This is a genomic window from Kitasatospora sp. MAP12-44, from assembly GCF_029892095.1.
Taxonomy (GTDB): Bacteria; Actinomycetota; Actinomycetes; order Streptomycetales; family Streptomycetaceae; genus Kitasatospora.
Map to the genome: position 1 here is coordinate 4351959 of NZ_JARZAE010000004.1, position 21363 is coordinate 4373321.

Here is a 21363-nt window from a genome sequence, read left to right on the forward strand (position 1 = left end):
GCGCGCTTGTCGCGCCTGCGTAAGGACGTCCTAGTTGTTCCGACCTGGATGGGGGTCGGGCCGGGCTCGAAGCTAGCTCCGGCGGTGCCGTACAGGACACCTGCGCACGCTATCCGGGCAGCGCGTTTCGCGTAAGGGGGTGGATGAGACAGATTGTGTGGGAGCCCAGTGCGGGCGATAGGCCTTCTCTATGACGATATGGGAGCCTTGACCGGTGACCAAAAACGGACAAATCAGGGTTTTCCTTCTAGATGATCATGAGGTGGTCCGACGCGGAGTTCACGAGTTGCTCACCGTCGAGGACGACATCGAGGTGGTCGGCGAGGCCGGCACGGCCACCGAGGCGATCACCCGGATCCCCGCCGCCCACCCCGACGTGGCCGTGCTGGACGTCCGGCTGCCCGACGGCAACGGCGTGGAGGTCTGCCGGGAGATCCGCTCGCTGCACCCCGACATCCGGTGCCTGATGCTCACCTCCTTCTCGGACGACGAGGCGCTCTTCGACGCGATCATGGCCGGGGCCTCGGGGTACGTGCTCAAGGCGATCCGCGGCAGCGACCTGATCTCGGCGGTGCGGGACGTGGCGGCGGGCAAGTCGCTGCTCGACCCGGTGGCCACCAGCCGGGTGCTGGAGCGGCTGCGGGAGGGCGGCGAGAAGGAGGACGAGCGGCTCGCCCAGTTGACGAAGCAGGAGCGCCGGATCCTGGAGCTGATCGGCGAGGGGATGACCAACCGGCAGATCGGCAACGAACTGCACCTGGCCGAGAAGACCGTGAAGAACTACGTCTCCAGCCTGCTCGCCAAGCTCGGCATGGAGCGCCGCACCCAAGCCGCCGCGTACGTCGCCCGGTTGGGCGCCGAGCAGCAGCGCTGACCCGCCGACCGACTGAGCAGCCGCCCCATCCGCACCACTGATCACTTGCGACACTGTCCGCACACAGCACGACAGTTAACGCTCAGTCATCGGGCACGATCATCGAAATGATGATCACAATTGGGCATTTCCGAGCAACCGTCCCCCGCGCGCGCCGCCCGGCTACGATGACCGAGCGTGACAGAGAGTCAGTCGGCCGCCACCGCAGTGCTGTTGGAGGGACCGGACGCCACCGCACCGCCGGTCGGGACGCTGAGCCCGCCGGTCTCGCGGTTCGTACTCGCCCGAGTCTTTCGCGGCTACCGCTCCGGGCGGTTGATCGAGGCGGAACCGGTCGCCGAGGGGCTGCTCAACCGGGGCTACCGGGTGACCAGCAGCAGCGGTGTGTACTTCCTCAAGTGCTATGTGGACCGGGCCACCGCGACGCTGCCCGCGATCACCGCGCAGCACCGGGCCACCGCCGCGCTGTACGCCCGGGGGTTGCCGATCGCACCTCCGCTGGCCGCTCGCGACGGCCAGACCGTCACCGACTGTGACGGCCGGCGCTTCGCGCTCTACCCCTGGGTACCGGGCACCCATCGCACCGGAGCCGAGCTGGACCTCTCGCAGTGCGGGGAACTCGGCGCGCTGCTCGGCCGGTTGCACGGCGCGCTCGCGCGCGTCTGCGCCCCCGTCGTGCAACCGGTCCGGACGCCGACGGCCGATCCGCGGGCCAGCACGGCCCTGCTCGGCGAGCTGCTCGGGCTGGCCCGCCGGCACCGCCCGTACGGCCCGTTCGACCTGCTCGCCGAGCGCCGGCTGACCGAGCGCGCCGAACTGCTGGAGGCCTACCGGCACCGGCGGCCCGCCCCCGACGCGGCCGGGCCGGTGGGCTGGGTGCACGGGGACTTCCACGGGCTCAACCTGCTGCACCGGGGCGGGCGGGTGGTCGCCGTGCTGGACTGGGACCGGCTCGGCGTGCGGCCGCGCGGCGAGGAGGCGGTACGGGCCGCCACGCTGATCTTCAACGACCCGGTGACCGGCGAACTCGACCTCGCCCGGGTCCGCCGCTACGCCCGCGCCTACCGCGAGGCCGCCGCCGCGCCACCCGAGGAGCTGGCGGCGGCGGCGCACCGGGTCTGGTGGGAGCGGCTGAACGACTTCTGGATGCTCCAGTGGCGCTACCAGCGCGCCGACCAGCGCGCCGACCACCTCTTCGCCGCCGCCTCTGCACAGACCGCCTGGTGGTGCCAGGAGTACGAGCAGGTGCTGGACGCCTTCGTGAACTGAGCCGGCTACTGGCCGGGCACGGGGTGCTCCGACGCCTTGGTGGGCGGCGGCTGCGAGCTCGGCGGCGCGGAGGACGTGTTCGACGACGGCGGACTGGGGGGCGGCGAAGCGGACGAGGACGCGGAGTCCGAAGCCGAGGAGGACGCCGAAGCCGAGGCCGACGCGGACGCCGAGGGCGAGGAGGTGCGCGTGCGCGTGTAACCGGTCGACGGTGGGTACTGACCGGTGTTGGTGTTCGACTGCGTCGGGGTGTACGAGTGGCCGGGGGTCGGCGACGGCGTCACCGACGGGGTCTCGGACGGCTGGTCGGTCAGCTGGTCGGTCGGCGAGCTGGTCGCCGGCGCCGGCGGCTTCGTGCTGCCGTTGTCCACCGCCAGCGCGATCCCGACCCCGCCGCCGACCAGCAGCAGCAGGCCGACCACCCAGGCCAGCGCGGCACGGCGGCGGCGCGGCGGCTCGTGGTCGTCGCCACCGCCGGCCCCGCCGGAGCCGCCGTACCCGCCCTGCCCGTAGCCGCCCTGCCCGTACCCGCCGCCGTGGCCGGTGTCGCCCGGACCGCCGACGCCCTGGTAGGGCGTGGCCGGCGTCCCGTACGCGGCGGTGGCCGCACCGCCGTACGGCAGCACGGTGGTGGCGTCCGGCGGGCCGGCGGGCATGCCGAAGGCCTCGGTGATCGCCGTGCCGTCGGCAGGCGTGCCCTGGTAGCCGCCGTAGCCGCCGTAGCCGCCGGCCCCGGCCGCGCCGTGCATCTCGCGCAGCGCGTGCTGCAGGTGCGCGCGGAACTCGTCCGCGCTCTGGAAGCGGTCGTCCGGGCTCTTCGCCAGCGAGCGGAGCACCAGGGCGTCGAACTGCTGCGGCACGCGCGGGTTCATCTGGGACGGCGGCACCGGCGCGTCCTGGACGTGCTGGTACACCACCGCGAGCGGCGTGTCGCCGGTGAACGGCGGGCGCAGCGTCAGCAGCTCGTAGAGCATGCAGCCGGCCGCGTACAGGTCGGAGCGGTGGTCCACCGGCTTGCCGAGCGCCTGCTCGGGCGACAGGTACTGCGGGGTGCCCATCACCATGCCGGTCTGCGTCATGGTGCTGGCCGCGCCGGTGAGCGCCCGGGCGATGCCGAAGTCCATCACCTTGACCGCGCCCGCGGTCGTGATGATCACATTGGCGGGCTTGATGTCGCGGTGCACGATGCCGTGCCGGTGGCTGTAGTCCAGCGCCTCCAGCACCCCGGCGATGATGATCAGCGCCTGGTCGACCGGCGGCGCGTCCTCGGCCAGCAGCAGCTCGCGGACGGTGCGGCCCTCGACCAGCTCCATCACGATGTACGGCGTCGACTCGCCGCCGAGGAAGTCCTCGCCGGTGTCGTAGACAGCGACGATCGAGTGGTGGTTGAGCCCCGCGACGGAGTGAGCCTCACGGGTGAACCGCTGCCGGGCGACGTCGTCCTGGGCCAGCTCGGCGCGGAGCAGCTTGACCGCGACGGTCCGGCCGAGCCGGACGTCCTGGGCGGCGAGCACCTCGGCCATGCCGCCCCGGCCGAGCCGGTGGGTCAGCCGGTAGCGGCCGTCACCGAGGGTGCCGAGCGGGGCGGCGGTGCCGCGGCTCGGGGTCGGCGGACCGTCGAAGCCCGCGGCGCCGCCCACCACCCGGGTGGCGGCGGTCTCCTCGGAACCGGCGGCGCCCGGCTCCCGGTCGGGGAAGCGTGGTGTCTCGTGCGTGGCGTCGTCCTGCTCCTGGCCCGAGCCGGTGCCGGGGGCGAAGTCTCCCTCGCCGTCGCCCGGCTGCTGCGTCTGTGCCATTACTCCTCGCCCCGGGCCCGGCGCTCTGGTCGCGGTCGCCCATTCGATTCACTTCTCCAGAACGCTACCGCCTCGGACACCCAGGCGTGGAACGCGTCAGAGCACCGGTGGCAGCTCCTCGGACCGCTGGGAGAGCTGGGAGACCACCGACGAGGGCTGGTGTGCGCCGCCGTACTGGTCGGTGGACGAGTTGGTGTTCGAGGCCTTGCTCGCCACGATCGCGATGATGATCGCGAACAGCACGATCAGGCCGATGATCACACCGAGCACGACCAGAGCGGTCGAGCACCCGCTGGTTCCGGTCTGCGCCGGGCGCTGCGGCACAAACGGACCGGCCTGCTGCGGCATCGGCCGCTGCATCGGCGCCGGGTTGTGCGCCTGCTGCGGGAAGGCGACCGGCGGCGTCTGGTACTGCTGCTGCGGCGGCGGGGTCTGGTACTGCTGCTGCTGAGGGGGCGGGGTCTGGTACTGCTGCTGCGGCGGCGGGGTCTGGTAGCCCTGGAACGGCTGCGGCGTCTGCTGGTTGAACGCCGGCGGCGGGGTCTGCGGGCCGTAGGGCGGCGCCTGGACCGGCTGGTACGGCTGCTGGACGTGCGGCGCCGGCGTCCGGATGTCGCCGCCGACCTGCGGGAAGTTGGTCAGCGAGGAGGAGGCCGCATGCGCGGAGCGCGGGCCCTCGCCGATCACCAGCGGGGTGCTGGCCATCAGCGGCGTGCCGCCCTCGGTCGCCGCACCCGCCTGCACCCGCTCGACCTCCTCGCGCATGGCCTCGGCGGTCGGGAAGCGGTGCGAGGGGTCCTTGCGCAGCGCGCGGGCGACCAGCGCGTCCACCGCGGGAGTGACCGCGCGGTTGAGGGAGGACGGCGCCGGCGGCTCCTCCTGGACGTGCTTGTAGGCGATCGAGAACGGCGAGTCGCCGTCGAACGGCAGCCGGCCGGTGAGCAGCTCGAAGAGCATGCAGCCGACCGAGTAGAGGTCGGAGCGGGCGTCCACGCTCTTGCCCAGCGCCTGCTCGGGCGAGAGGTACTGCGGGGTGCCGACCACCATGCCGGTCTGGGTCATCGACGTCACGCCGGACTGCATGGCCCGGGCGATGCCGAAGTCCATCACCTTGACGACGCCCTTGGTGTTGACCATGACGTTGCCGGGCTTGATGTCGCGGTGCACCAGGCCCTGGTCGTGCGAGGTGTCCAGGGCGGCCAGCACCGCGGCGGTGATCTTCAGCGCCTGCTCGGTGGGCATCGCGCCGTGCTGGGCGACGGCCTCGTTGAGCACATCGCGCAGCGAGGGCCCCTCGACGTACTCCATGACGATGTACGGCGTGGTCGCTCCGTCCGGCGCGACCTCCTCGCCGCTGTCGAAGACGGAGACGATGTTGGTGTGCTGGAGCCGGGCGACGGCCTGCGCCTCGCGGCGGAAGCGCTCGCGGAACGACGACTCGCGGCCCAGCTCGGTGTGCAGCGTCTTCACCGCCACCTGGCGGTCAAGGACCGTGTCGTACGCCAGGTGGACAGCGGCCATGCCGCCTTGGCCCAGCAGGTGCTGGAGGACGTACCTGCCGTTGCCCAGCGAGTGCTGTGTCTGCGGCTGGCCCTGACCCGTGCTGCCGTCCTCGCTCATCGTCCTCTGCTTCCCCCTCGGCACGGCCGAACACCGCTGCCGCGACGTGGTTGATCGGATGCCCTGTCAGATGGCCTGTCAGGCGGCCTGTCGAACGACCCGCCGGCCCGGCCCCCGCGAACCGGTCCGCCGCACCAGCCTGCCGGACGGCTCGTCAGAGCCGCCGCGCCCGGTGCCACCGACCGGGCCGACCCCGGCCGGCGACCGGTATCGGCCGTCGACAGGGGCCAGGGTATCGGCACCTCGGCCCGGCGGGCCGTGCAGGGGCCGCCGGGCCGTGCTTCGCCTCCTACCGATCCTTAGACCGACCGGCAAATGGAGGGCGGCGTCGCGGGCCGACGGCTCTCGCCCAGACGGCTTCTCCTCAGTCGCCAGGGCTCCGCCATGGCTCCTTCGTCGGCACCGCCTGGACTCGGCCCTCGACCCGCTCCTTCTCCCACCCTCCATTTGCCGGTCGGTCTTAGAGGTAGGGCCCCGAGCGCATGCCGCGGCCCTCGTCCGGGTCGTCGAAGTCGTGGTCGGCCGGCTGGCTGCCGGGCGGCAGCGCGCGCCGCATCTGCTCCAGCTGCGCCCGGGCGGCCATCTGCTGGGCGAACAGCGCGGTCTGGATGCCGTGGAAGAGCCCCTCCAGCCAGCCGACCAGCTGGGCCTGCGCGATCCGCAGCTCGGCCTCGGTGGGGATGGTGTCGTCCATGAACGGCAGCGACAGCCGCTCCAGCTCCTCGACCAGCTCCGGCGCCAGGCCGAGCTCCAGCTCCTTGATGGAGCTGGCGTGGATGGCCTTCAGCCGGACCCGGCTCGCCTCGTCGAGCGGAGCCGCCCGAACCTCTTCGAGCAGCTGCTTGATCATGCTGCCGATCCGCATCACCTTGGCCGGCTGCTCGACCATCTCGGTCACCGGCAGTTCCCGCGACCCGGTCCCGTCGTCCGCCCGGCCGAAGGCCCGGCCGCCGCCTCCCGCGCCGGTCCCGACCGCCATGCCGTCCGGGCCCACGATCAGCACCTGCGGCGGTCCTTCCTGCGACGGGCCGTTCGATCCCGTCGATCCCTGATACGGCTCGTACTCCGGCCGTTCGTCCAGCGGCTTCGTCATAGCTCCTTCATATGCTTCTGGCCTCCGGAGGGTCAACCGGCGGGTGGTTCGCGGCGGCCCGGTCAGCTGTGGCGCAGGCGGTAGCCGACCAGCGCCAGGCCGAGACCGATCAGGGCCAGCCCGGCGCCCAGCGGGAGTTGCAGGTTCGACGGGTCCCGCCAGCGCGCCGCCGTCCGCGCGGTGCTCTGGGCGCCCGCCGGCAGCCCGTCGGCGGTGGGCTGGGCCGGGTCCGGCGTCGGCAGCACGAATCCGTCGGCGGCGCCGGAACCGTCCGCGTCGTCCTGCGCGGCCACCGCGTCCAGCAGGCTCGGCGGCGCGGCGCCGGGCCGCACGGCCATCGGGGAGCAACTCGGCTCGGGGGTGGGCGAGTCGGCGGCCGGCTCGCCGGACGGCGGGTCCGGGCTCCAGGGGCCGTCGGGCACGGCGCCCTGCGGCGCCGGGAAGCCGGCGGGGCGGGACGGGCGGGACGGGCGGGCGGGGGCCGAGGGCCGGGTGCCGGACACCGGGGCGCCGGCGACCGCGGTCGGCGGCCGGCCGGGCGTCGGGCCCGCGGCGGGCGTGGGGGTGGGGGTGGCGGCGGAGCCGGGCTGCGCGGTCGCGGTCGGCGTCGACGGGAGCGACGGAAGCGACGGAGAGGCGGGCGCGGCGCCGGTGCGGGTCGGGCCCGCCGCGGACGGCTCAGGGGTCACGGGCGGCTCAGGCCTCGGCGTGCTCTCGGACGGACCGCCCGGCAGCGGGTCGGTGTCCGCCGGTATCGGCGCCGACGGCTGAGCCGGCGGCGCCCCGGGTATCGGCCGCAGCGGCGAGCCCGCCGAGGAACCGTCCAACGGCCCGGCTCCAGCCGCGCCGTTCGGCACCGCCTCGCCGTGCACCGCGGCCCCACCGGAGGACGCCACCTGCGCGGCCGCCGGGATGACCAGCGCCAGCAGCACCGGCGCCGTGAGCCCCGCACCGGCCACCAGCCGACGGGCCAGCGCCCGGCGGGTCGAGCGAAGCGAGCGCCGCCCGCCAGGAGCGCGACGGCTGCGAAGGAGCGGCTCCACCGGCCCAGGAGGCGTATCGCCTGCGGAAACCGGGACGGGCGGAGCGAGCGGGGACTGCGAGTGCGAGGTCTTGGCCACGGACGGACGGTCCTTCCGACGGCCGGCGGCCCGAGGGCGGCACCGGCGGCGGGACAGCTCCGCACCAGCGTCACACACTCCACTCACCCGGGCACCTCAACCCGGATGCCGCCCAGCCGCGCCGCCCAGCTGGGCCAACTCCGGTTGCGACCCGCCACGCCGTCGCCCTTGACTGGATCGGCAAGGTGCGACGTAGGACCCGTTCGGCGCTGCGGCAGCCGGGAGAGGTGGTACCGAGTGCTCTCGGCCCGCAGCCTGTTCCAGGAGATTCACGACAACGACGAGTCGTTCCGGCTGTTCTGCAGCATCGCCGCCAAGGGCGAGGACCAGGGCGGCTGGGAGAACGGCCGGATCGCCGCCCTGGTGGCCGATCAGGAGCTCGCCCCGAAGATCGCCCGGCACGGCGCCGACGAGGACAAGCACGGCAGGATCTTCACCGCGCTGCTGCACAAGCGCGGGCTGCGCGCCGTCGACGTCCCGGACGCGACCGACTACACGATGCTCCTCGAACACCAGGGCATCGGTCTGGCGCACAGCCGGCTGCGCCGCGACGAGCCGCTGACCGAGTACGACATCGTGGTCTACCTGGCCCACAGCAGGGTCACCGAGCAGCGCGCGGCCGAGCAGATGCGCCTGCTGCGCAAGGTCTTCAACGAGCACCCGGAGATCGGCCGTGCGGTGCGGATGATCTCCGCCGACGAGGACAACCATCTCGCCTACTGCCACGAGGAGTTGCTCCGCCTCGCGGCGAACGGTCACAGGCCTGTGATCCTCGACCTGCTGCGCAGCACGGCCCGCGCCGAGGTCAGGACCTACCGGGACGTCAGCCTCGCCGTGATGGACCGGATGGGCGCCCTCCTGCGCTGGTCCAAGCCCAAGTCGGCGGTGCTGGCGCTCGGCATCCACGTGGTGTACCTGTACGAGCGCGCGATCGGCTGGCGCCGGATGACCACCCTGCGGATGCCGGCCATCCGCAACGCCCTGGGGTAGCGGGGGTTGCGCTCAGCCGACCTGAAGGTCGGGCAGTTGAGCGCGCCACGTGTCCAGGCGCGGCTCCCCCGTGGTGGTGGTGTCGGTCCAGCGCACCGGCCCGGCGCAGGCGGCGGGCCGGGCAAGCGAGGCCCGTACGAGGCCGCCGAGCGGCAGGTCCTGGACGGTCCAGCTGCCCGACTGCCGCCCGCTGTGGTCGGGTTGAGCGACACGTACCGCTCCCGGCCGGGTCGGCTGCACCGGTATGCGGTGGTGTGGGGTGCTCCGGGGCAAGCCGGCCGCCTTGATCAGCGCCTCTTTCCGGGTCCAGGCCCGGACGAAGGCCGCGCCGCGCTCCTCGGGCGCGAGTGCGTTGACCTGCTCGCGCTCCTCCGTCGCCAGGCAGCGGTTGATGAGTCCCGCGGTGTCGAAATCACGGACGTGTTCCACGTCCACGCCGATCCGCTCGTCCACCGCCAGGCCGAGCAGCCAGAGGCCCTCGGACCTGGCGACGCTCAGGTAGAGCGGCGTACCGCGGACCGCGACGACGAGCGGGCGGTGCCGGTGGTCGCCGCGATCGGCCGGATCACCGAGGACGTCCGCTTCGGCCCGGTCGAAGCGGACCTGAGCGGGCTCCCCGCCCACGTAGCGCGCCAGCACTCGGCGCGCTCCCGCCCGGGCGGCCGCGAAGCGCGACCGGTCGAGGCGGTACGAGTACCGGGCGCACCTGGCCCGTTCGTCCGCCGAGAGGAGTTCCAGGTCCCGATTCGGTTCGGCGGTGTCCCCGTCGCCGAACCACACGTGGGTTTCTCCCGGTTCGGGGAGCGAAAGTGCGGCGCTCACGCCGTCAGCCCTTCCCGTTTGACAGAGGGTCCATCCGTGCTGCTCCCCGGATCTCAGACGGTCAACATAACTGATGGTCACTCGTCTTTCACTGGAGCGGAGTTGGAGGTTCATACGGTTCTGTCCGACGCACGTGGCCGAATGGTCAGGCGGGCTGCCCGGCCGTCGCGAGATCGGCCACCGGCAGCTCCTCCGGCGCCTTCTGCTTGGCGCCGGCGAGGCTGAACACCGCGCAGCCGGCCGCGATCACCGCGATGACGTACCAGTTCAGGCCGGGAATTCCGGTGGTCCGGGCGAGGTCGTACAGCGCGCCGGCCGAGAGCGTCCCGACCATGTTTCCGAAGCTGCGGAAGAAGTGCATGGAGCCCATGGCCCGGGCCAGGCCCTCCCGGGGAATCTGCTTCGTCACCCAGAGGTCGAAGGACGGGGTGAAGAGGATGTCGCCGAAGACGACCACGAAGCAGCCGACCACGACCCAGAGCGCGGAACGTCCGGCACCGAAGAAGAGATAGGCGAGGGTCATCGCGGCGAATGCGACGGCCATGACCTGGCCCGGCTTGAGGTGCTTGTTCATGAATCGCAGCACCGGGTACTGGAGCACCAGCAGAGTGATACCGGTGATCCAGAACGGCATCGAGATCGGCAGGCCCTTGACGTACTCCTGCATGTGCAGCGGAATGCCCACCAGGAAGCTGATCGAGAGCAGCCAGAACACGCTGGACAGGATGAAGTAGTGCCCGCCACCGCCCAGTCGCAGACCCTTCAGGACGGAGGCGCTGAACAGCGGGGCCTTCGGGGCGCCCGGCTCCGCAGTGGCTGCGGCGGCATCGGCGGGGATGACGAAGACCGCGGCCAGGCAGTACACCGCGAAGAGGGCGAACACCGCGGAGAAGAGGATCCGCATGTCGACGCCGACGAAGAGACCACCGATCATGGCGCCGCTGATCGCGCCGAGCTGGCAGGACATCTGGAAGGAGGAGAAGGCCTTGGGCCGGTCCGCCTCGGGGAAGGTGCTCAGGATGTTCTTCAGGCCGGGGAACGAGATGCCCGAGCCGAGGCCCACGAAGAAGGCCAGCACGCTGTAGAGGGCGATGCCGTGGACGAAGCCCATGCCCAGGAGTGCGAAGGCCTCGACGGCCACACCTGCGATGACCCCGCTGCGGACGCCCAGCCGCTGCGAGACGCCCTCGTAGCAGAACGTCGAGGCCAGTCGGCCGACGTAGGTCAGGAACATCACGAAGCCGGCCCAGAACCCGCTGTACGCCACGCCCAGGTTCGAGACCAGCAGCGGGAAGTAGATGTAGTTCCCGATATGCGCCAGGGCGATACCGAAGTTGATACCCCAGAGGGTTTTCCTCAGCTCGGTGCTCACAGTACGACCTTTCCTTCTGCTGCGGATTCACGGATGGCGCGGATCTCCCGCGCGAGGGCCCGGCGGTCGATGGCGACGCCGTGGACGACGGTGGAGTCCGGAAGTGCGGAGAGTGCGGCCGGCGTTGCGCCGGGCGCCGGTGCGGTGAAGAGGTTGAAGGTCGCGGCGCTGCCGACCGTCAGGGGGTGGTCGGCGGCCTCGCGTCCGGCGAGCTCGTTGAAGAAGCGCCAGCCGTCTGCCGTCGCGGCCAGTCGGAGTCCGTGGCGCAGCTGCGCCGCCCCGAACTCGTCCCCGGCCAGCAGGTCGAGTTCGCCCAGCAGGCTGTAGCCGTGGAACGCCCCGGTGTTGCCGCAGTCGGTCCCCACCAGGAGTCGACCGCGACGCAGTGCCTCCAGGCTGTTGCGGCGCATGGTGACGAGCGCGGCCGTCCGGGTGTCCTGGCACTTGTACTGGATGCCGTACGGCTCCTCGACCCCGGCCACGAAGCGCAGGTTGGCGCCGTCCTGGGTCTCCAGGAAGCCGGGTCGGCCGTACTCCTGGAGGAACTCCGCCCGCTCCATGATCATGGGGCGCAGGCCGCTCAGGGTCGAGATGAAGCGTGCCCCGTCGAGCTCGCGCCAGTCGGCGGCGGAGAGCTCGAAGTCCCGTACGGGATGGGCGAAGTTGCGGAATCCGCACCGGTACGCCTGCAGGACCTCCGCGCGGGTGTTGCAGTCGAGGACGGCGGGGACGCCCTGTTCGCGGGTCACCCGCGCCGTGTGCTCCAGTACCTGCGTTGACAGCCGCGAGAAGCGCTTGGCCATCTCGGGCTGCTCGGTGCCGTCCGTGAACATCACCTTGAGGAAGGTGCCGCCCCGCTCGCGGTTGGAGCGCAGGACCGAGGCGAGGTCCTCCGGCCCGCCCAGCATGAAGACCGGCGAGGGGAACTCGACGCCGTGGCCGGTGCGTCCTTCGCGGTCCCTGGTGGCCGTCGCGGCGTAACCGCAGTGCGCCAACTCCGGGTAGGGCAGCGCGGATTCGGCACGTCCGGACTCCCAGCGCGACTGCACCAGCGGGAATCCGAACATGTCCACCACGTGGGTGACGCCGTGGTACAGGTACTGCAGGGCGATCAGCCGCGGGTCGTCCAGCGAGTCGTCGAAGTTCGCCGGTAGGGCGAGGTGGGCGTGCGGCTCGACGTAGCCGGGCCACAGCTCCGGCGCGGCGCCGTCGGCGCGGTCGGCCACCGCGTCGATCCGGGCGATGACCCCGTCCTCGACGCCCACCTCGAAGAGCGCGGTCGGGTCGAGGCTGGGGATCGCCACCCGACGGAGCGTCATGCCGTTGTCCGGGCTGCTCATCGCGCGACCCGGACGGCCACCTCGACGCCGATCTCGTCCAGCGCGCTCTCGCAGCGCTGAGCGGCCTCGTCGCGGCTCGTACCGGTGAAGACGAGGTGGCCGAGCCAGTCGAAGTTGCTCTTGGAGAGCTTGGTGACGGCGCGGCCCGGCTCGCGGTAGCTCAGCGCGTCGAAGTAGCCCGGGAGCTCCTTCAGCTGGGAGAAGTCGATGGTCTTGAGCGTGCCCTCGATCGGCGAACCGAACCAGCGGCCGCTGGCCGTGACCTCGCCGGGGAACGGCAGCTCGGGGGTCTCGCCCAGCGCCTGCCGGATCACCTCGAGGTACGGGTCGACACCGGTCGAGATCTTCATCAGGCTGGGGACGATGCCGCCGACCAGGCGCCCGTTGACCTCGCAGAGGACCGGGCCCTCGCTGCCGAGGATGTACTCGGCGTGGATGAAGCCGAAGTCGATGCCGAGGCCCTTCAGCACCCGCTCGTTCATCTCGAAGAGCTCCTCCTCCTGCGCGTGGCCGCGGAAGTAGGTCGCGCCCATCTCGATGAAGTAGGGGAACCCGCTGAGGGTCCGGTCGGTGATGCCGAGGTTGACGATCGAACCGTCGGCCAGCACGCAGGCCTCGACCGAGACCAGCTCACCGGTGACGAACTCCTCGACCAGGATGTCCGGAATCCGGGTCACGCCACGCCCGTAGTCGTCGACCTTGGCGAGGTCCGCGAGGTACTCCTCAAGCTCCTGCTCGTTGGTGAGGTGCAGCACGTGCAGGCTGGCGGTGCCGTCCGAGGGCTTCACCACGCAGGGGAAACCGACCTTGCGGATGGCGGCCTCGATCTCCGCGGGGTCCTGGACGTGGGCGAAACGCGGCTGCCGTACGTCGGTGTGCTCCAGCGTCAGGCGGGTGCGGTGCTTGTGGCGGGCGTTCAGCGCGCCCTCCACGCTCATCCCCGGCAGGCCCAGGGCGCGGGCCACCGAAGCCGCGTGGACGGTGTGGTACTCGCTGTAGGTCATCACGCCGTCCACCGGGTTGGCGGCGTGCACCTCCTTGACCAGCTGCTCCAGCACGTCGATGGAGAAGGCGGTGCCGCTCTTCAGGACGTGGCAGCCGGGGTGGGCGAAGGCGTCCTTCGCCAGTGGCGACGCGTTCAGGTAGAAGTCGGGGTCGGCCGTGACGAGGGTGACCTGGTGGCCGAGCTCCAGGGCGTTGGCGATGCCGGCGATGCCGTTCGGGTTGCACTCCACCATGACGATGTGCATGGGAAATCCTTTCGCGGTTCCCTCAAGTCCGATGACCTGAGGCGGGGTTGGCTGGATGAGGTTCAGTGGTTCGGCAGTGCGGCGAGCACCGCGGGCAGGTCGAGACCGAGTTGGCCCATCACCTCGTGGTGATCGCCGCCCTGGGTGGGCCAGCTGTGACCGGCGTTGACGCCGGTGATGTGGCACCCGGGGAGCAGCAAGGCCAGCGCTTCGGCCACACCGCCCTCCTGGCGGTGCTCCTCGACCACCGTGAACCGGGTGTGCTCGGCGGCCAACTCCGGTGCTGCCAGAGCCAGCCGCGCGTGATCCAGGTAGGTCAGGTGGGCGTGTGCCAGCTCGGGGCGCAGCTCGCGGGCGGCCAGCGCCAGCCGGGTGCCCTCCTCGCCGACCGAGACCAGGCAGGTCGATCCCGGGGTGCCGCGGTGCTCCCAGGTCACCGACGGGAGTTCGACACCCGCGATACCGGCGCTGTCCACCGGCAGGCTGTCGTACAGCGCGTTGCGCCCGGTCCTGATGTAGTGCGGGCGGCCCGACTCGACGGCGGCGCGGACCACCGCGCGGGTCTCGGCCTCGCCGTACGGGGCCGCGATGGTCACACCGGGGATGCTGCGCAGGATCGCCAGGTCCTCCAGGCAGTGGTGCGTGGTGCCGAACCAGGCGCCGGAGACCCCGGCGTACGGCGCGACCACGGTGACCCCGGCGGCCAGGTAGCCCAGGGTGAGCTTCAGGCTCTCGGCCGCCCGGAGCGCCGCGAACGGCGCGAAGGTGGAGACGAAGGGCTTGTAGCCGGCGACGGCCAGCCCGGCCGCCATGTCGATCATGGCTCCCTCGGCGATGCCGAGGTTGAAGAAGCGGTCGGGGTGCGCGGCCTGGAAAGGGTGGCCCTTGCCGCCCAGGTCGGCCTCCAGGCAGACGATGTCGGGGTCGTCGGCGGCGAGCCGGGTGAGTTCGTCGCGGTAGGCGTCACGGCCGGAGAGAGTCATCGGATCATCCGCTTCCACTTGGCGGCGCGCGCGGCGTCGATGGTGACGTAGTGGGAACCGGGCTTGCCCTCGACTGCCGGTACGCCCTTGCCCTTGACGGTGTCGGCGATCACGGCGAGCGGACGGCGGGCGCCCGAACGGTCCGCGCGCAGCACCCCGGTGAGCGCCGTCAGGTCGTGTCCGTCCACCTCGGCCGTTTCGAAGCCGAAGGCGGCGAACCGCTCGGCGAGGTTCGGCAGCGGCGAGATGTCCTGGACCAGGCCGTCGTTCTGGCCGCCGTTGCGGTCGACCACCAGCACGAAGTTGCCCAACTGCTGTGCGGCCGCCACCTGGCAGGTCTCCCAGACCAGGCCCTCCTGCAGCTCACCGTCGCCGGCGATCGCGATGCCGAGGCCGGTGCGGCCGCCGATCCGACGGGCCAGCGCCCAGCCCGCGGCGTACGGCACGCCGTGGCCCAGGCTCCCGGTGGGGAAGAGCACCCCGGGCACCTTGGGGCCGGGGTGCCCGGTGTACGGGTGGCCGAGCTGCCCGTACAGCGGAGCCGGGTTCTCCGGCAGGATGCCGCTGACGTACAGCGCCGCATACAGGCCGGCGGCGGCGTGGCCCTTACTCAGGACCACCTGGGTCCCGTCGTGCGATCCGGCCCGGTGCAGCGCGGCGATCAGGATGTCGAGCACCGAGAGGCTGCCGCCGAGGTGGCAGCCGCGCGGGCTCGCAGCCATGTCGATCACCAGCTTGCGGGCCTCGACCGCCCGCTGCGCGAGCAGCTCGGAGGTGGCCGGGGCGAGGTCGATCGCAGTGCCTTCGAGCAGGGTCACGGCCGGCTCCCTTCCGGAAGGGCGAACCATCGGGCGACGGCGTCCGCGAGAACGGTGCGGGCGAGGCGGTGGTCGGCGGCGGCGATCCGCTCCTCATCGGTGTGGTCGAGCGCGGAGTCGCCCGGCCCGTAGGCCACCATCGGGATGTCGTGCCAGGTGGTGGCGAGGGTGTTCATGTCCGAGGTGCCCTTCTTCACGACGTAGGTGGGTCGGATACCGGCCTGACCGAAGGCCCGGGTGAAGACCTTGACCAGCGAGGTCGACCGGCCGCCGGCATGGCCCGGGGTGGCCCGCAGCACCTCGATCTCGACGCCGGTTCCGGCCTGGGCGAGCGCGGCCTCGCGCAGCGCGTCGAGGTCGGCGAGCGGCGGCACCCGGAAGTTGAGGATGCCGATCGCCCGGTGGCTCTCGCGGCCCGGCTCGCATCGGATGTCGATGACGGCGCTGAGTGCGTCCGACGCCTCCTTCTCGACCGCGCTCCGGATGTCCTCCAGGGTGCGGACCAGCGCGTCGGGCGCGGAGATCGCGTCCATCCCGGCAGAGTGGCCGCTGGTCACGGAGGCCGTGACCTTCAGCTTGAAGAGACCGAAGTAGCCGAGCGTCAGTTTCTGCGAGCCACTGGGCTCGCCGATCACCACCGCGTCGGCCGGGTAGTGGTCGCGGACGTGGAAGGCACCCTTGGAGGAGGAGATCTCCTCCTCCACCGCGCCGACCACCCGCAGTTCGCCGTCGGCGGGGAGCTCGGCGGCGGCCAGTACCTCCAGGAAGGCCATCAGCGATCCCTTGGCGTCCACACTGCCTCGACCGTGCAGTTCGCCGTCGCGCCACTCGACAGGCCACCGGTAGGGGACGGTGTCCAGGTGTCCGAGCAGCAGCAGCCGGCGCCTGCCGGCGCCCCGGGTCGCGACCAGGTTGCCGACCTCGTCGATCCGCGCGTCGATCCCCTGCTCGGCGCACCAGCCGAGCAGGTAGGCCGCGAGCTCCTGCTCGTCGCCGGAGACGGACGGCACGCCGACCGCGCGGCTGAGCAGGGTCAGGTCGGGCTCCGGCTCGCGGGTACGCCAGAAGCGGGTCCACCCGGCCGGGTCCGCCATGGTGTGCGGACCCGTGATGGCGACGTCGGCGGCGCCGGCCAGGGCCAGTTCGGCGGCCCGCACCTTCTGCCGCATCCGACCGCCGGCGTACTGTCCCGCCTCACCCGAGTGGGCGTGCGCCAGCGTCGAGCCGGGGTCCGACGGGTCGGTGAGCAGACCGGCGGTGCCGGTCACCAGCCGGAGGTGGTCGGCGTCCAGCGCGTTGCTGAGCGCCGCCGCCAGCACGTCGGCGTCCACGTTCAGCGGGCTGCCACCATCTCGGTCGCGGACCGGCGGGGAGAGGCAGACCACGTCGTATGTGTCGAGCAGCGCGTTCAGCCGTACCGTGTCGACCTCCTCGGGGACGCCGGCCCGGTGGTCACGGACCACCGTGGCCTTCCCCGCCTCGGAGACCGCCTTGAGCGGCCGGTTGGCCCGCCCGGTGACCAGGCCGCCGCGGGCGGCGACCGCCGTGAAGACGCTCACGCCGTGCCGGCGCAGGCCCTCCTCGACGGCGGGCAGCGTGACCCGCTCGTACGCGTCGACCAGGTGGGCCATCTCCTCGGGCGGGCAGTAGCGCACCGCATCGCCGTTGGGCAGCCGCAGTTCGGGCATCGGGCGGCCGATCGAGCGGTAGTGCCGCTCGATCCCGACCGCACCGCCGGCCACCAGCAGGACCCGGGCACCCCGTTCGACGAGCTGCGCCAGCTCGGCGTGGATCGCACCCCGGTCGAGCGTGGCGCTGCCGACCTTGACCACGTACAGCGGCCTCACGGGGACACCGCCGTCCGGGGCAGGCCCGCGGTCTCGTCGAAGCCGCTGACCAGGTTCATCGCCTGGATCGCCTGCCCGGCCGCGCCCTTGATCAGATTGTCGAGCGCGGCCACGGCGACGCACTGGTCACCCTTGACGGCGATCGCCACCTCGGCGACGTTCGAGCCGTTCACGGCCTTGAGCATCGGGAAGTCCTGCGGAGCCTTGGGCGCGGGGCGCACCCGGACGAAGGGCTTGCCGACGTACGCCTTGGCGTAGGCCCGCTTGACGTCCAGTGCGGTCGCCTCCGGCCGGAGCCTGCTGTACGCGGTGACCATGATGCCGCGCGGCACGTCCATGCTGTGGGTGGAGAACCGCAGGTCGGGGGCGGTACCGGTGAACTCGGCGAGCGCCTGGCGGATCTCCGGCGTGTGCCGGTGGCCGTGCAGCTTGTGGACCCGGAAGTTCCCGGACCGCTCGGCGGGCTGCTCACTGCCGCCGCGTCCGCCGCCACTGGAGCCGGTCTTCGCGTCGACCACCACCTGGGGCAGCACAAGCGACTCGGCGAAGAGCGGGTACAGGGCGTAGATGGTCGCGACCGCCATGCAGCCCGGCAGGTTGATGAACCTTCCCTGCGGCACACTGTCGGACAACTCTGGTACGTAGTAGGCGAATTCTTCGCTCGCCGGGTCGGCCGCCGTCTTCGGGTAGTGCTCCTTCACCTCCTGCGGGTCACGCAGCCGGAAGTCACCGGCAAGGTTCAGCACCCGCTTGGCCCGCTCGGCGAGCAGCGGAAGCCGGGCCGGCAGGGTGCCGGTCGGCAGGCAGCCGAAGGCGACATCGACCTCCTCCAGCTCGGCCAACGGCCTGAACTTGAGCCCGGCTGCGCCCGGGTGGTTGCGCAGCCACGGGTGCACCGCACCCACCGGCGTACCGGCGCTGCGTTCGGCGGACAGGAAGGCCAGCTCCACGTGCGGGTGGTCCAGCAGCAGCCGGATCACCTCGCCGCCGGTGTAGCCGCTGGCCCCCGCGACCGCTACGCGGATCTTCTGCTCAGCCAAGGCGGGCCGCCTTCTCGTACGGGCGGCGGTAGTCGCCGTCCGCGACCAGCTTGCGGATCGCGTCGGGGCGGCGGGCCACCTTCTCGAACGCGTCGGCGTAGCGCAGCGCCCGCTCGTACTCGACCGGCGCGCGCAGCTCGCGGCAGAGCACCAGGGTGGAGTCCAACATGCCCAGGGTGACCGGGAAGTCCTCCGGGCGGTGCGTGCGCACGGCGCCGGGGTTGAGCGAGAACGGGTAGCCGTTGCCGAAGCCCGAGCGGTGCTGGAAGGGCAGGTGGCAGGGGATCGGGGTGTTCTGCCACTCGCGGGCCGGGACGCCCTCGGCCACCAGCAGCTCGTGCACCGCCTCCTTGACCGCGTGGACCGGCAGGTCACCGAGGCCGACCGCGTCGGGGAGCAGCGTGATCCGGTACATGTTGTACGCGTGCGTGTGGCCCTCGGGAACATACGGGGCGCGGAAGAGACCGGTGCCGTTCAGCGCCTCGCCCAGCAGGGCGGCGTTACGGGCCCGCACCTCGTCGTAGTACGGCAGGCGCTTGAGCTGGCTGGCACCGAAGGCGCCCGCCACCCACGACATCTCGTAGTCGATGCCGTTGCGCGCCACGTAGTCGGCGGCGCGCTGGTGGGCCTCGGCGGTGGCGAAGAAGGCGATGCCGCCCTCGCCGCCGAGCGGGAAGTTCTTGTCGGCCATCAGGCTCTGGCCCGCGGCGTCGCCGAACGAGCCCGCGACCTGGTCGCCGATCTTCGCCGAGTGGGCGTGCGAGGCGTCCTCGACCAGCGCGATGCCGTGCTGGTCGGCGAGCGCGCGCAGGGCCGGGACGTCGGCCGGCAGGCCGTGCACGTGGACCGGCATGATCGCCCGGGTCCGCTCGGTGACGGCTGCGGCAGCGGCCTGCGGGTCCATGCAGTAGGTGCGCGGGTCGATGTCGACGAAGACCGGGATGGCGTGCGCCGCGACCACGGCCTGCGCGGTGGCGATGAAGGTGAACGCCGGGACGATCACCTCGTCACCGGGCTGCACACCGGCGCCGACCAGCGCCAGATGCAGGCTGGAGGTGCCGCTCGCGGTGGGCAGCGCGTACTGCGCGCCCACGTACTGGCGGTAGGCCTCCGCGAAGTCGGCCACCACCCGTTCGGGCCTGGCTCGTTGGGCGAGCATCAGGTTGAAGACATCCTCCTTGGTGATGACCGGGAAGATGGTGCGCCGCAGCTCCTTGGGGATCATCGCCCCGCCGCCGAAGGCGGCCAACTCGGCGGTGAGATCGGCCTGATCGGGCAGCGGCAGGGGCTTTGCCGGGAAATCGGTGATCATGAAACAGCTCCGGAAGTGGTGAGGGGCCGGGCCGCCTGGCTCAGCGCCATCCGGACGCAGGCGGCGACCAGCGGGCTCAGCCGGTAGTTGAACTGGACGCCGGGCACCAGCTCGGGAGACTCCTCCTCCTGGGTCCACATGGTGCGCAGGTCGTAGGCGCCGAAGATCTTCAGACGCTCGGCCCGGGCCCAGACCGTCGGGTCGTCGGTCAGTACGGCGGCCGCCGGGCCGAAGCCCAGACCGGTGAGGTCGACGACCAGGGTCGGCGCGGTCGACGTGCGGGCCGACTCGCCCAGCAGGTGGGCGTTCTCGGCATCGAAGGCGAGGTGGTCGAAGGCAGGGGTGCCGCTCGCATCCGGGTCCGCGTCCTCACGAACCTTGACGCCGAGCCAGGTCAGGAAGGCCAGGTCCTTGGCGCTGAGGCCCGGTTGGGTGATCTCATCGCCGTGCCCGATGCCCTGGCCCGCCAGTGCGGCGTGCACGGCCGCGCTGCGACTGTTCAGCAGGACCGCCCGCGAGCGGCCGGTCTGCTTGGTCAACAGCCGTTCCAGACCGGGGAGTTCCCGGTCACTCTTCTCAATGCTCATGACCACGCCCGAGGTCAGCACCCGGGTCAGTACGGTGGCCGTGTCGAACAGCTCCATAGATTTTGTCTCCGTCTCACGCGGCCGCGCGGGCAGGGGTGAGCCCGGCCGGACCACGGCTGTACGTCTCGGCCACGTAGGCGGCCAGCAGGCCGGCCACGTTCACACCGTGCTTGGCCGAGGACCGGGCGAACTCCGGGTTGGCGTTCACCTCCAGGACCATCAGCTCGCCGGTGGAGCGGTCCTCCACCAGGTCGACTCCGTAGAAGCCCTCACCGAGCGCCTCCACCACCTGCAAGCAGCGCTTCTCGATCTCGTCGGTGATCTCCACCCGCCTGACCTCGGCACCGAGGTGCGTGTTGGTACGCCAGTCGGACGAGACCCGCTGGATCGCGACCACCGGGGTCCGGCCCACGACGACGACCCGCAGGTCATGGCCGGGCTTGTCGATGTACTGCTGGACCAGCACCGGGAAGAGCTTCCCGCCGGCGTCCGCGGACTCCCGCCCGCCGACCCAGGCGTCCACGCACTCCTCGTCCGTCATCCTGGTGACCCCGCGGCCCCAGGAACCGCTGACCGGCTTGAGGACAGCGGGCCAGCCGAGCCGGCCGACCGCCTCGCGGACCTGCGCATAGCTGTACGCGTGCTGCGAGACCGGGTGCGGGATGCCGTGCCGGGCGAAGAGCAGGGCCTGCAGGCCCTTGTCGTTGCAGGTCTCGATGGTGGCGGCCCGGTTGAGGGTCTCCACCCCCACGAACTCCAGACGGCGGGCGACGCCCATCGCCTCCCGGTGGGACAGGTTTCTGATCAGGGCGAGGCCGGGCGGGGCCGTGTGCCCCGCCACCACCCCCGCCAGATCCTCCAGCAACGTCGGACGAACCTTCAGCCCCTGGGCGCGCAGCGCCTCCAGCAGCAGCTTCTCGTCCGGACGCAGCATGGTGACCGAAAGCATCACCTCGAACTCGGAGGGCTCGGTGAGTTCAGCGATGGTCACTCGCCCCAGTCCTCTTCAACCTCGGGGGCCAACTCGACGCGGACCGTGGCGTCGGTCTTCTCGACGACCTCGTGCTCCTGGCCGCAGGCCCCGCACTCGGTGATCTCACCCTTCTCCCAGTCCGACTGGACCTCGAAATCGGTGTCGCACACCAGGCACTGGGGCGTGTCGATGGCTGTGGTCATCTGTCTTATCCCTTCTATGGTGCTTCTGAGGCATTTCTTCGCGATCGCCCGCT

Annotated in this window: 19 protein-coding genes; 3 read left to right on the forward strand and 16 right to left on the reverse strand. The window is 71.8% G+C overall.

Features of this window, described 5'->3' with window-relative positions:
• Nucleotides 1-214: 214 nt before the first annotated feature.
• Nucleotides 215-874 (forward strand): response regulator transcription factor, encoded by a 660-nt coding sequence (locus P3T34_RS20245; protein WP_280667439.1) that lies wholly within the window; start codon nt 215-217, stop codon nt 872-874.
• 177 nt (nt 875-1051) lie between these two features.
• Nucleotides 1052-2143, forward strand: a complete 1092-nt coding sequence (locus P3T34_RS20250; RefSeq protein WP_280667440.1) for a phosphotransferase — start codon at nt 1052-1054, stop codon at nt 2141-2143.
• 5 nt (nt 2144-2148) lie between these two features.
• Here the strand turns inward: P3T34_RS20250 and P3T34_RS20255 are convergent, their stop codons facing one another.
• From P3T34_RS20255 to P3T34_RS20270, 4 genes are all read right to left on the reverse strand, one after another.
• Nucleotides 2149-3939, reverse strand: coding sequence for a protein kinase (locus tag P3T34_RS20255; protein WP_280667441.1), 1791 nt, complete (start codon nt 3937-3939; stop codon nt 2149-2151).
• 96 nt (nt 3940-4035) lie between these two features.
• A complete protein-coding gene (locus P3T34_RS20260) occupies nt 4036-5559 on the reverse strand; it encodes a protein kinase (protein WP_280667442.1) in 1524 nt (507 codons plus the stop codon).
• Between the two features lie 460 nt (nt 5560-6019).
• Nucleotides 6020-6538, reverse strand: coding sequence for a bacterial proteasome activator family protein (locus P3T34_RS20265; RefSeq protein ID WP_280672247.1), 519 nt, complete (start codon nt 6536-6538; stop codon nt 6020-6022).
• A 176-nt stretch (nt 6539-6714) separates the two neighbouring features.
• Nucleotides 6715-7695: a hypothetical protein gene (locus P3T34_RS20270; RefSeq protein WP_280667443.1), complete on the reverse strand. Its 981-nt coding sequence runs from the start codon at nt 7693-7695 to the stop codon at nt 6715-6717.
• A 315-nt stretch (nt 7696-8010) separates the two neighbouring features.
• Here P3T34_RS20270 and P3T34_RS20275 point away from each other — a divergent pair, with 315 nt between their 5' ends.
• Entirely contained in the window at nt 8011-8763 is a 753-nt protein-coding gene (locus P3T34_RS20275) for a ferritin-like domain-containing protein (protein WP_280667444.1), read from the forward strand.
• 12 nt (nt 8764-8775) lie between these two features.
• On the opposite strand, the gene P3T34_RS20280 is transcribed toward P3T34_RS20275, so the two are convergent.
• The 12 genes from P3T34_RS20280 to P3T34_RS20335 form a co-directional block, all read right to left on the reverse strand.
• On the reverse strand, nt 8776-9585 hold the full coding sequence (locus tag P3T34_RS20280; protein WP_280667445.1) for a 4'-phosphopantetheinyl transferase family protein: 810 nt from the start codon (nt 9583-9585) through the stop codon (nt 8776-8778).
• A gap of 145 nt (nt 9586-9730) precedes the next feature.
• The gene (locus P3T34_RS20285) at nt 9731-10957 is read right to left on the reverse strand and encodes an MFS transporter (protein ID WP_280667446.1); all 1227 of its coding nucleotides are present in this window, start codon (nt 10955-10957) and stop codon (nt 9731-9733) included.
• Nucleotides 10954-12297 carry a hydrolase gene (locus tag P3T34_RS20290; RefSeq protein ID WP_280667447.1) on the reverse strand — a complete coding sequence of 448 codons (1344 nt, stop codon included), beginning with the start codon at nt 12295-12297 and terminating at the stop codon, nt 10954-10956. The genes P3T34_RS20285 and P3T34_RS20290 overlap by 4 nt, the downstream gene beginning before the upstream one ends.
• Nucleotides 12294-13547, reverse strand: coding sequence for an ATP-grasp domain-containing protein (locus P3T34_RS20295; protein ID WP_280667448.1), 1254 nt, complete (start codon nt 13545-13547; stop codon nt 12294-12296). Before P3T34_RS20295 ends, P3T34_RS20290 begins: the two co-directional genes overlap by 4 nt.
• Nucleotides 13548-13609: 62 nt before the next feature.
• Nucleotides 13610-14530: a transketolase gene (locus P3T34_RS20300; protein ID WP_280667449.1), complete on the reverse strand. Its 921-nt coding sequence runs from the start codon at nt 14528-14530 to the stop codon at nt 13610-13612.
• Complete coding sequence (locus P3T34_RS20305) at nt 14527-15348, reverse strand: thiamine pyrophosphate-dependent enzyme (RefSeq protein WP_280667450.1); 822 nt, start codon at nt 15346-15348, stop codon at nt 14527-14529. The genes P3T34_RS20300 and P3T34_RS20305 overlap by 4 nt, the downstream gene beginning before the upstream one ends.
• Entirely contained in the window at nt 15345-17195 is a 1851-nt protein-coding gene (locus P3T34_RS20310) for a M20/M25/M40 family metallo-hydrolase (protein WP_280667451.1), read from the reverse strand. Before P3T34_RS20310 ends, P3T34_RS20305 begins: the two co-directional genes overlap by 4 nt.
• Nucleotides 17192-18235 carry an N-acetyl-gamma-glutamyl-phosphate reductase gene (gene argC, locus P3T34_RS20315; RefSeq protein ID WP_280667452.1) on the reverse strand — a complete coding sequence of 348 codons (1044 nt, stop codon included), beginning with the start codon at nt 18233-18235 and terminating at the stop codon, nt 17192-17194. Before argC ends, P3T34_RS20310 begins: the two co-directional genes overlap by 4 nt.
• Nucleotides 18228-19547, reverse strand: coding sequence for a DegT/DnrJ/EryC1/StrS family aminotransferase (locus P3T34_RS20320; RefSeq protein ID WP_280667453.1), 1320 nt, complete (start codon nt 19545-19547; stop codon nt 18228-18230). The genes argC and P3T34_RS20320 overlap by 8 nt, the downstream gene beginning before the upstream one ends.
• Nucleotides 19544-20191 (reverse strand): degT/DnrJ/EryC1/StrS aminotransferase, encoded by a 648-nt coding sequence (locus P3T34_RS20325; RefSeq protein WP_280667454.1) that lies wholly within the window; start codon nt 20189-20191, stop codon nt 19544-19546. The genes P3T34_RS20320 and P3T34_RS20325 overlap by 4 nt, the downstream gene beginning before the upstream one ends.
• Nucleotides 20192-20207: 16 nt before the next feature.
• Nucleotides 20208-21125: a RimK family alpha-L-glutamate ligase gene (locus P3T34_RS20330; RefSeq protein WP_280667455.1), complete on the reverse strand. Its 918-nt coding sequence runs from the start codon at nt 21123-21125 to the stop codon at nt 20208-20210.
• On the reverse strand, nt 21122-21310 hold the full coding sequence (locus P3T34_RS20335; RefSeq protein WP_280667456.1) for a lysine biosynthesis protein LysW: 189 nt from the start codon (nt 21308-21310) through the stop codon (nt 21122-21124). The genes P3T34_RS20330 and P3T34_RS20335 overlap by 4 nt, the downstream gene beginning before the upstream one ends.
• Between the last annotated feature and the right edge of the window lie 53 nt (nt 21311-21363).

Excerpts from the sequence above, each read along its gene's own strand:
- P3T34_RS20255 (WP_280667441.1), bottom strand. The coding sequence starts at position 3,939 with ATGGCACAGACGCAGCAGCCGGGCGACGGCGAGGGAGACTTCGCCCCC.
- P3T34_RS20260 (WP_280667442.1), bottom strand. The coding sequence starts at position 5,559 with ATGAGCGAGGACGGCAGCACGGGTCAGGGCCAGCCGCAGACACAGCAC.
- P3T34_RS20265 (WP_280672247.1), bottom strand. The coding sequence starts at position 6,538 with ATGGCGGTCGGGACCGGCGCGGGAGGCGGCGGCCGGGCCTTCGGCCGG.
- P3T34_RS20290 (WP_280667447.1), bottom strand. The coding sequence starts at position 12,297 with ATGAGCAGCCCGGACAACGGCATGACGCTCCGTCGGGTGGCGATCCCC.
- P3T34_RS20295 (WP_280667448.1), bottom strand. The coding sequence starts at position 13,547 with ATGCACATCGTCATGGTGGAGTGCAACCCGAACGGCATCGCCGGCATC.
- P3T34_RS20300 (WP_280667449.1), bottom strand. The coding sequence starts at position 14,530 with ATGACTCTCTCCGGCCGTGACGCCTACCGCGACGAACTCACCCGGCTC.
- P3T34_RS20320 (WP_280667453.1), bottom strand. The coding sequence starts at position 19,547 with ATGATCACCGATTTCCCGGCAAAGCCCCTGCCGCTGCCCGATCAGGCC.
- P3T34_RS20325 (WP_280667454.1), bottom strand. The coding sequence starts at position 20,191 with ATGGAGCTGTTCGACACGGCCACCGTACTGACCCGGGTGCTGACCTCG.
- P3T34_RS20335 (WP_280667456.1), bottom strand. The coding sequence starts at position 21,310 with ATGACCACAGCCATCGACACGCCCCAGTGCCTGGTGTGCGACACCGAT.